Genomic DNA, 10,007 nt, shown 5'->3' with positions numbered 1-10,007 from the left:
GGGAGGCGCCGACTGCGGCAGCTGGTGGGACCTGCTTCAGCCCGCGCGGGCCTGACCGGGGGAGACCCCGACGATCCGCTTGAACGCCCGGCTGAACGCCGCCTCCGACTCGTAGCCGAGGCCGCGGGCGATCTCGCTGACCGTGCTGTCGCGGTCTTTCAGGCGGTTCATCGCGACGTGCATGCGCCACCGGGTGACGTACCGCATGGCTGGTTCGCCGACGAGATCGGTGAACCGGGCCGCGAACGCCGACCGGGACATCGCCGTCTGGTGCGCCAGGCGTTCGACGGTCCACGGTTGCGCGGGGTCGCGGTGGATCAGCGCCAGCGCCTGCCCGATCTGCTGGTCCTGCAACGCGCCGAGCCAGCCGGTGCGCGCGGCCGGGTCGGTGGCGAGCCACGAGCGGATCGTCTGGATCACCAGCACGTCCGCGAGCCTGGTGATGACCGCTTCGCCGCCGGGGCGCAGGTTCCGCGCCTCGGCGGCCATCAGGTCGATCGTGGCGCGCATGTCGTCGGCGCGGCGCACGTACAGCACGTGCGGCAACACGTTGACCAGGTGCTTTGCGGCCGGGTGGTCGAACTTCACCGCGCCACACACGAGGTGCGTCGCGGCACCATCGCCGCCGTGTCGCAGGATCGCGTAGCTGTCCGTCTCGAACGTGTGCGGCAACGTCGTGACGAGCGGTGTTTCGGCGGCACCGTGGAACAGCCGGTGGCCCTGGCCGCCCGGCACGAGCAAGACGTCGCCCGGTTCGAGTTGCGTGATCTTGCCGTCGACCTCGATCTCGCAGCGGCCGCTGGTGAGGACGTGGAACCACAGGCAGTCGGCCATGTCGGGCATCGTCAGCCCCCACGGTTCGGTCAGCTCGGTCCGGCAGTAGAACGTGCCGGACATCCTCATGAGGTGCAGGGCCTCGCCCAGCGCGTCCGTCATGTCACCAGTCTGGACGAACGAGCAAGCCCGCGCGATGAATTGTCATTGAGAGTCCGGCGCTGAGGGGTCAGAGTGAACGCCATGGGGACAGTCACGCTGATCGCAGCCGCCGCTTCCGGCCTGATGGCCGGCCTGTTCTTCGCCTTCTCCGTCGCCGTGATGCCGGGGCTCGCGGACCTGCCCGCCGAGCAGGCCCGCGCGGCGATGCGCCGGATCAACGTCCGGATCCAGAACCCGGTGTTCCTGCTGGTGTTCCTCGGCAACGTGGTGCCGTGCGGCATCGAGGTCTTCCAGGGACGGATCGTGGGCGGTCTGCTCTACATCGTCGGCTGTGTCGTGCTGACGATGGCCGTCAACGTGCCGATGAACAACCGGCTCGAACGGACCGACGACGCCTACTGGCCCGAGTACCTGCGCAAGTGGACGCTGTGGAACCACGTGCGTGCCATCGCCTGCCTCGCCTCGATGGTCATCCTGCTACTCGGATTCTGAGGCCGTGCTTCGGGCGCATCGCGGCGACGCTGGTCGGCGTGATGCGCTGGGGGAGCAGCTCGGGTTTCGGCTTTTGCAGCAACGCTTTCAGCATCACGGTGAGCTCCGTCGTGGCGAGCCCGGCGCCGATGCACCGGTGCGGGCCGCCACCGAACGGCAGGAACTCGTGCGGCGCCGGCTTGCGTTCCCACCGGTCCGGGTCGAACCGCAACGGGTCGGGCCACACCTCGGCCAGCCGATGCGTGACGTACGGGCTGTACAACAGGAACGTGCCCTGCTTGATCTTCTTGCCGGCGAACTCGAACGGCTGCGCCGCGACCCGTGCCGAGATGACCGCCGGGGGATACAGGCGCAGCGTCTCGTTCACCACGTTGGCCAGGTAGTCGTCATCTTCCCGGGCGCGTTCCCAGACTCCGTTGTGCCGCAACAGGTTGAAGATCGCCCACGCCGTGGCACCACTGGTCGTCTCGTACCCGGCCGCGATCAGGGTGACGACCTGGTCGCGCACTTCTAGATCGTTCAGCCCGTCCTTCTCGCGCACCAACGACGCGAGCACGTGATCGTCGTCGGCCGTGCCGGCCTGCCGGGCCTCCTCGATCGCCTGGTAGACCCGTGCGTCAACGGTTCTCCGCGCGTTCATCGCGTTGCGCCACGCGGGTGTCTTGAAGCGCTGGAGCAACGCGACCACCGCGGGGTTGCGGTCGATCAGATTGATCAGCAGCTGCAGGTGCGCGCCGAAGAAGTCCGAGTCCTGCGCGAGCTTCTCGCCGAACAACGCGTGGATCGTGCTGCGCCGGATCGCCCGGCGGAACTCCTGGTAGGCGTCGACGGTCTGACCGGGCCGCCACGCCTCGAGCGCCTCCTCCGCGTTGGCCCGCATGACCGGGACGTAGTTCGCGATCTGCCGATGCACCAACGCGGGCTGCACGAGCCGGCGCCGCCGCTTGTGGTCCTCGCCGTCGCTGACGATCAACGACGTGGGCCCGTCCACCGGCACCAGCGCCTGGAACGCCCGCTCCATCTCGAACAGCTCGGAGTTGGCGAAGACGAACCGGTTCGCCTCCGGCCCGAGCAGGTAGGTGTACGGACCCATCCGCACCACCGGCCCGAATCTCCGGTGCAGACCGGAAAGAAGATCGGCCTGCCGGAACCGCACGACGTCCGGAATCATGGAAACGACAGTGCCACACCGCACCGGGGGACGGTTCGCAATGTCAGCACGGATTCCACTGCCCACCTTGGAAGTCGGCGGTGTGACCATCGCCTACCGCTACGAAGGAGCCGGCCCGGTCGTCGTGCTGCTGCACGCGCTGGCCGGCAGTTCGGCCACGTGGACGCGGTTCATCCACGACCTGGTCCTGTCCGGCCGCCAGGTGATCGCCCCGGATCTGCGCGGCCACGGCCGCAGCTCGTGGACAGGCGACTACCGCCTCGACTCGGTCCAGCGCGACGTCGTGGGCGTGCTCGACGCGCTCGACATCGCCGAGTTCGACCTGATCGGCCACTCGCTCGGCGGCCACGTCGCGGCCCTGCTGGCCGGCCGCCGCCCGGACCGCGTGCGCCGGCTCGTGCTGGAGGATCCGCCGCCACCACCGCGCTCCGGCCCGCCCAGGCAACCGAAGCGCGGCGTGACGCTGACGCTCGCGATGCAGGGCCTGCTGCGCCGCGGTTTCGACCGCCGGGTGGTGCCGCAGGTGCTCACCCAGCTCCGCGCCCCAGACCCGTTGTGGTGGAACGGCCTGGCCGCGATCAAGGCACCCACCCTGGTGATCAGCGGTGGCTCGCGCAGCCACGTGCCGGTCGAGCGCCTGGAGGACGTGGCCGGGGAGATCCCGCACGCCGAGCTGATCACGATCGACGCGGGTCACCGCGTGCACAGCACGCGTCCGGCGGAGTTCCGCGACGTTGCGCTGCGTTTCCTGGCATGACCCTTGTCGGGTGCACTTGATGCGGCGTTCGGGTGAAGTTCGTGTCGTCCCGAATTGGAGTGCGGGATCCTTTCGCCGGGTCGGGGCCCCTCATGCACGGAAGGCACCCCGATGTCCCGAGCAAGGCTCGCGACGGCGCTCACCATCGGCCTCATAGGCGCGAGCGTCGTGTTCGCACCACCAGCACTCGCCGACCACTTCGTGTCGAAGACGTTCCACCCGAACGGCGGCGAGCAGACCTACTCGATCCCCGCAGGTGTCACGAAGCTCCGCGTCGTCGCCATCGGCGGACGCGGAGGCAACGGCGCTGACGGCGGCGACGGCTCCGCGCCCGACGGTAGACCCGGCTACCGAGCCACAGCGGACCTGGCGGTCCCGTCCGGCGTCACCCAGCTCGTGGTCGCGGTAGGTCAGAACGGCGGCGACGGCAGCGGCGTCAACGGTGGCGTGGCGGGCTTCGGCGGCGGTGCCCCCGGTGGCCTCGGCGCGCCGTTCGCGGGCGGTGCCGGCGGCGGAGCGAGCGACGTGCGGCTCTGCTCGGCCGCGGCCCCGTGCGACAGCCTCGGCAGCAGATTGGTCGTCGCACCCGGCGGCGGTGGCGGTGGCGGCCGCTGCTTCGCGATCGGCTGCATCGCCGGCAGCAACGGTGGCAACGGCGGTGACAACGGAGGCGGCTCACCCGGCCTCCCCGGACCGGGCGGCTTGCCCGGCCAGCCCGGCTCGTTCGGCGCCGGTGGCTTCGGAGCGCCCGGCAACCCCGTGACCGCGGGAGGCGGCGGCGGTGGAGGCGGTGCCGGTGGCTGGTTCGGCGGCGGAGGCGGCGCGTCCGGCTTCCAGGCCCCGGCCCCGCCGTTCGTTGCGGTCGACGGCGGTGACGGCGGCAACGGCTCCGCCCACGCGGGCGCCGGTGTGTCGAACTTCGTGCTCGAGGAGACCGGCGAAGAGCCGTCGGTGACCATCAGCTACCTCGTCGAGTCCACGACGATCACCTACACCGGCCCGACTTCCGGCTTCACCGGCGACCCGGCGACGCTCTCCGCACGCCTCACGGCCACCACCTCGGGCGCCCCGGTGCCGAACGCCCAGCTGGTGTTCCGCCTCAACGCCACCGAGGTGTGCGTCGGCACGACGAACGCAAACGGTGTGGCGACTTGCTCCCTGACACCGAACGAGGTCGCGGGCACCTACCCGTTGGCGATCGGCTACGGCGGCGACGTCGTGCACCAGCCGTCCAGCGCACAGGTGCAGTTCGAGGTGACCCGCAAGCCGACCACGCTGACCTACACCGGCGCTCTGACCGGCGACTTCCACGACCCCGCAATGGTGTCCGCCCGCCTGACGATCACCTCGTCCGGCGCGCCAGTTGGTGGCCAGCCGGTGGTGTTCAAGCTGAACAACGCTGAAACCTGCACGGCCGACACGAACGCCGACGGCGTCGCGTCGTGCTCGCTGACCCCAGGCGAACCGGCCGGTACGTACCCGCTCACTGCCGCCTTCGCCGGCAGCAAGGGCCTGCTGCCCTCCGGTGCCACGGTCGACTTCGTTGTCACCAAAGAAGAAACCAGCCTCGCCTACACCGGCGACACCACCGTGGCCAACGCCGAACCCGCCCGCCTGGCCGCCAAACTCGTCGAGGACGACGGCACACCGGTCGCCGGCCGCAGCGTGACGCTGAACCTAGGCGGCACCCAGTCCTGTGTGGACACCACCGACGCCGCCGGCCTGGCCGAGTGCACGATCGCGTCCGTCGACCAGCCGCTGAACGACGCCGCCACCGTGCCGGTGACCGCGACCTTCACCGGCGACCAGTTCTACGAACCGAGTCAGGCCACCGCTTCCGTTGGCCTGCAACACATGACCGGCCGCGGCTTCGGCCTGTTCGGCACCGTGCAGATGCTGGGCCAGGGCGTCACCGTGCCACGGACGCCGGACACCGGCGAGGTCCGCACCGCCCGCGCAACCACCACCGCACCACCGTGCGTAGCGTCCCTCACCTCACCACTGGGCGCCCGCGCGTTGTGCACCTCGGTGATCACCACCCTGGCACCGGGCACCTCAACCGCACGCACATCGGTAGCGGAAGTCGGCGTGGGCATCGTCGCGCTGCGGGACGTGGTCGCCACCTCACGCAGCACGTGCGGCGGCGCCACCGGCAACGTCACGATCGGCGCGCTGACCGTCGCCGGCCTGCCCGTTGCCATCACCACCGCACCGAACACCACGATCCTGTTGCCCGGCGGCAAGATCGTGCTCAACGAGCAGGTACCGGTGCCCGGTGGCCTCAAGGTCAACGGCGCACACATCACCCTGCCCGGCGTGGACCTCGTCGTGTCGTCCGCGACCTCCGGCATCCACAACTGCTGATCACTGTGGTGGCCGCCCTGCCGGCCACCACCTCGCGTCGGTGCGCAGGGGATACCCGCGCACCGGCGCGAACTCCCGCCGTGACGCCCGAACCAGGCTCACGAGCCACGCCACGCCGACCACCGAGATCGCCGCAAAGCCGAGCCACGTGACCACCGTGAACAGCTGCGCGTGCTCCTGCCACGACCCGCCGGTCACCACCGCCGTGATCAAGGCGGCGATGCTGTTCGTCGAGTCCCACAACGCATGCAGCAGCGACACACCGAGATAGGCCCACAGCAGCCGCCCGGTGAGCATGAAGTGCTCCCGCCCACTACGCGAGAACAACACACCACCAAGAATCGCCGTCCACAACCCGTGCCCGAACGGCGCGAGCAACCCGCGCAACAACTCCGTGGTCACCAGGTCCAGCAACGACAACCCGTCCTCGGTCAACGTCGCCATCAACGCATACCCAGCCGACTCGAACGCGGCGAACCCGAACCCGACACTCGCCCCGAGCACCAGCCCGTCGCGACAGGACTTGTGCGCCAGGTGCCGAGTGAGCAACGCCAGCGCCGCGAGCTTGACCGCTTCCTCGATCAGCCCGACCCCGACGAACAGCCACGGCGACGGATGCAGCAGGTACGTCTCCAGCAACGACGCGCCCAGCACCCCCAGCACGCCACCGACCGCGAACGTCCGGAACACGATCTCCCCGGTCACCTCGCCGGAGTGGCTGTGCTCGAACGCCCAGGCCACGAACGTCGCCGGCACCAGGAAGCTGCCCAGCAGCACGATGGTGGGAATCAGGTTGGCGTTGCCGGTGAGGTACGTGATCACCACTGTCGCGACCCACAGTGCCAGGCCGACGAAGAACATCCGCAGCCACGAGCGGCGCGTGGTGGGTCCAGGCGTAACCATGGCCCGGAGTTTCTCGCCCACGCTCGGTGCGGACAACTCGGGCCTTTGACGGCGCCTCCGACTCGTCGGAACTGTGGGCTGATGGACGCATCCGGATGGCTCGAAGTGCCGATCGGCATCAACGCCCAGCACTGGGTGACGCGGCGCGATCTGCGCACCGTGCTCGCCGTCGTACACACGATGACCAGCGCCGAGCGCGTGATGGAGGCCGTCGAGCTGCTGGAGAACGACTGGCGCCTCCAAGTGGTCTTCACCCAGGCTCCCGACGCTTTCGGCAACGGCGTGGCGGATCTCCTGCGATCAACCGAAGGTGTGGTGCTGTCGTGGGAGCAGGCGATCCGGGAACGGTTCGACCTCGCGCTGGCGGCGGCGTACGGCTCGTTGCACCAGTTGCACGCGCCCGTCGTCGTGATGGCCCACGGTGCCGGCTACGCCAAGAGCCATCGGAGCACGACCGGCGAGCTGAGGCCGTACGGCCTCGACAGCCAACGCCTGCTGCACAACGGGAAACCTGTCGCGGACCTGGTCGTGCTCTCCCACGACAGCCAGCTCGACGTGCTGCGCGACCAGTGCCGGGAGGCCCTCGACGTGGCCGAGGTGATCGGCGACCTCACGTTCGACCGGTTGACCGCCAGCCTGCCCTCGCGCGCCGCCTACAGCGCGGCACTCGGCATCGCGCCCGAGCAGTCGCTGGTAGTCGTCACCTCGACGTGGGGCGTCGATTCGCTCTTCGGCGCCCACCTGGAGGTCATCGCGCGGCTGCTCACCGAACTGCCGCCCGACCGGTTCCGCGTGGCAGCGTTGTGCCACCCCGCGATCTGGTACGGGCACGGACCGAGGCAGGTGAAGGCGTGGCTGGCGGACTGCGTCGACGCCGGGCTCAAGCTGTTCACCCCGGAGCTCGACTGGCGCGCCGCGCTCGTCGCCGCGGACCACGTCATCGGTGACCACGGCTCCACCACCGCCTACGCCGCCGCGATCGGCAGGCCGGTCATGCTCGTCGAACCACCGCCGTGGCTCGCGATCGCGGACAACTCCCCGCAGGCCCGGCTGGGCCAGCTCGCTGGTCGGTTGCGCGCCGCCGAACCGCTGGTCAGGCAGCTCGGTGACGACGCCGACCTGGCGAGCGAGGTGGCTCCGCTGGTGACCTCACGTCCAGGGAAGGCCGCAGCCGGGCTGCGGGACTCCTGTTACCGGTTGCTCGGGCTGGCCGCGCCCGATGCACATCGTGAGCTCACCCCCGTCCGCGTTCCTCGGGAGCAGTCGGTCGATCTCAGTTCGTGACAGCCAGTGCGAACGGCAGCACCGCGGGCACCCCCTCCTTCCGAAGCATTCGAGCGGCGACGGTCATCGTCCACCCGGTGTCGATGTGGTCGTCCACCAACAGAATCGGACCGTCCACACCGGACACGTCGGGTGCCTCGCCGGACCGCACCAGCCCCGCGAGACGCTGGGCGCTGTTGGCTCGGTGCGTCGACTCACCGAGCCACACGGTGCCGAGCAGCGGCAGCCGCCCGATCGTGGCGATTCGCTGGCCGAAGCTGCCGACCAGGGCCGGGCGGCGCCGGGAGCCGACCGTCACCACGCCGACCGGGCGTTCGTCCCAGTTCCACGCCGTCAGCACCTTCACGCAGGCCGCGAAGACGTCTTCGGGGATCTCGCGGTCGGCGCCGTCGGCTAGCAGGTCGCGCAGCCTCGTGCCCCAGCCGATGTCGGTGAGGCGGCCGAGCGCCCTGCCCGTTGTCGCGATCTCCGCCGGCGGGATCTTGCCGGACAGCGGCACCCCGATCGCGGCCATGCCGGTCGGCCACATCTTGCGCGGTGCCACGTCCAGGCCGGGGCGCAGCAGCCGTTCGCGGGCGGCGCCCGCCGCGGATTCCGAGACCTCGACCGACAGCCGTTCGCCGGTGCAGTTGTCGCAGCGCCCGCACTCTCGCGCGTGCGGGTCGTCTAGCTGGTCCTGCAGGAACTTCATCCGGCACAGCGGGGTCTTCAGGTACTCGATCATCACCTGCTGTTCGGCCTTGCGCGCCTCCGCGATGCGCGCATACCGGTCGCCGTCGTACTCCCACGGCTGCCCGGTCGCCTCCCAGCCGCCGCGCACCCGCCGCACCGCTCCGTCGACGTCCAGCACCTTCAGCACGACCTCGAGCCTGCTGCGGGACAGCTCGACCATCGGCTCCAGCGCCGCCGTCGAGAGCGGCTTGGCCGCCCCGGCCAACGCGGACAGCACCTGCCGCACCACCACCTCGGCCGGGAACGCGAGCGAGGCGAAGTACGCCCAGATGTCGCGGTCCTCGTGGCCCGGCAGCAGGACCACCTCGGCGCGTTCGACGCCGCGGCCCGCCCGGCCGATCTGCTGGTAGTAGGCGATCGGGGAGGACGGCGCGCCGACGTGGACGACGAACCCCAGGTCCGGCTTGTCGAAACCCATGCCCAGGGCTGAGGTGGCGACAAGTGCTTTGACCCGGTTGGCCAGCAGGTCTTCCTCGGCGCGCTGGCGTTCGGCGGTCTCGGTCTTGCCCGAGTACGCGGCCACCGGATGCCCGCGCGAGGACAGGAACGCCGCGATGTCGTCCGCCGCCGCGACCGTGAGCGTGTAGATGATCCCGGAGCCAGGCAGCCGGTCCAGCTGCTCGGCGAGCCACCCGAGGCGTGACTCGGCGGTCGGCAGCAGCGCCACGGACAACCTGAGGCTGTCGCGGTCGAGCGGCCCGCGCAGCACCAGCGTTCCCTCTTCCGCGCCGAGCCCCAGCTGCTCGGTCACGTCGTGCACGACCCGGTCGTTGGCCGTCGCCGTCGTCGCCAGCACCGGCACGCCCGGTGGCAGCTCCGTCAGCAACGTCCGCAGCCTGCGGTAGTCCGGCCGGAAGTCGTGACCCCAGTCCGAGATGCAGTGGGCCTCGTCGACCACGAGCATGCCCGCGGAGGCCGTCAGCGAGGGCAGCACCGTGTCCCGGAAGTCGGGGTTGTTCAGCCGTTCCGGACTCACCAGGAGCACGTCGACGTCGCCGGCCTTGACCTGCTCCTGCACGGCGTCCCACTCGTCGGTGTTCGCCGAGTTGATCGTCACCGCGTGCACGCCCGCCCGCGCCGCCGCGTCGACCTGGTTGCGCATCAAGGCGAGCAGTGGCGACACGATGACCGTCGGGCCCTCGCCGAGCTCGCGCAGCAACGCCGTCGCGATGAAGTACACCGCCGACTTGCCCCAGCCGGTGCGTTGCACGACGAGAGCTCTGCGGCGCTGCGCCACGAGGGTGTGGATCGCCGTCCACTGGTCCTCGCGCAGCACCGCCTCCGGGCCCGCCAGTGCCCGGAGCCGTTCTTCGGCCAGTTCTCGCAACGCGATGTCGTCCACGTGCAGGAGCATGCCAGGCGGCTCTG

At 70.3% G+C, this 10,007-nt stretch carries 8 protein-coding genes; 4 read left to right on the top strand and 4 right to left on the bottom strand.

Annotation, left to right across the window (positions count from 1 at the left end; all coding sequences use genetic code 11):
* Nucleotides 1-36: 36 nt before the first annotated feature.
* Nucleotides 37-936, bottom strand: coding sequence for an AraC family transcriptional regulator (locus tag ACIA8G_RS18360; RefSeq protein WP_396419719.1), 900 nt, complete (start codon nucleotides 934-936; stop codon nucleotides 37-39).
* An 81-nt stretch (nucleotides 937-1,017) separates the two neighbouring features.
* Between ACIA8G_RS18360 and ACIA8G_RS18355 the strand changes: the two genes are divergently transcribed.
* Nucleotides 1,018-1,428 (top strand): DUF1772 domain-containing protein, encoded by a 411-nt coding sequence (locus ACIA8G_RS18355; protein WP_396419718.1) that lies wholly within the window; start codon nucleotides 1,018-1,020, stop codon nucleotides 1,426-1,428.
* Here the strand turns inward: ACIA8G_RS18355 and ACIA8G_RS18350 are convergent.
* Complete coding sequence (locus ACIA8G_RS18350) at nucleotides 1,406-2,599, bottom strand: cytochrome P450 (protein WP_396419717.1); 1,194 nt, start codon at nucleotides 2,597-2,599, stop codon at nucleotides 1,406-1,408. The two genes, ACIA8G_RS18355 and ACIA8G_RS18350, sit on opposite strands and share 23 nt — an antisense overlap.
* Before the next feature lie 40 nt (nucleotides 2,600-2,639).
* Here ACIA8G_RS18350 and ACIA8G_RS18345 point away from each other — a divergent pair, with 40 nt between their 5' ends.
* Together ACIA8G_RS18345 and ACIA8G_RS18340 are read left to right on the top strand one after the other, a co-directional pair.
* Nucleotides 2,640-3,356: an alpha/beta fold hydrolase gene (locus ACIA8G_RS18345; RefSeq protein ID WP_396419716.1), complete on the top strand. Its 717-nt coding sequence runs from the start codon at nucleotides 2,640-2,642 to the stop codon at nucleotides 3,354-3,356.
* Between the two features lie 111 nt (nucleotides 3,357-3,467).
* Entirely contained in the window at nucleotides 3,468-5,720 is a 2,253-nt protein-coding gene (locus ACIA8G_RS18340; RefSeq protein WP_396419715.1) for a choice-of-anchor P family protein, read from the top strand.
* On the opposite strand, the gene ACIA8G_RS18335 is transcribed toward ACIA8G_RS18340, so the two are convergent.
* Nucleotides 5,721-6,623, bottom strand: coding sequence for a PrsW family intramembrane metalloprotease (locus ACIA8G_RS18335; protein ID WP_396419714.1), 903 nt, complete (start codon nucleotides 6,621-6,623; stop codon nucleotides 5,721-5,723).
* An 81-nt stretch (nucleotides 6,624-6,704) separates the two neighbouring features.
* Here ACIA8G_RS18335 and ACIA8G_RS18330 point away from each other — a divergent pair, with 81 nt between their 5' ends.
* The gene (locus ACIA8G_RS18330; protein WP_396419713.1) at nucleotides 6,705-7,907 is read left to right on the top strand and encodes a hypothetical protein; all 1,203 of its coding nucleotides are present in this window, start codon (nucleotides 6,705-6,707) and stop codon (nucleotides 7,905-7,907) included.
* Here the strand turns inward: ACIA8G_RS18330 and ACIA8G_RS18325 are convergent.
* Complete coding sequence (locus ACIA8G_RS18325) at nucleotides 7,897-9,981, bottom strand: RecQ family ATP-dependent DNA helicase (RefSeq protein WP_396420536.1); 2,085 nt, start codon at nucleotides 9,979-9,981, stop codon at nucleotides 7,897-7,899. The genes ACIA8G_RS18330 and ACIA8G_RS18325 overlap by 11 nt on opposite strands.
* Nucleotides 9,982-10,007 lie beyond the last annotated feature (26 nt).

This window comes from Lentzea sp. NPDC051213, assembly GCF_044455585.1.
Classification (GTDB): Bacteria; Actinomycetota; Actinomycetes; order Mycobacteriales; family Pseudonocardiaceae; genus Lentzea.
Note: the sequence above shows the minus strand (reverse complement) of the source record. Positions and strands in the feature narration are given on the sequence as shown.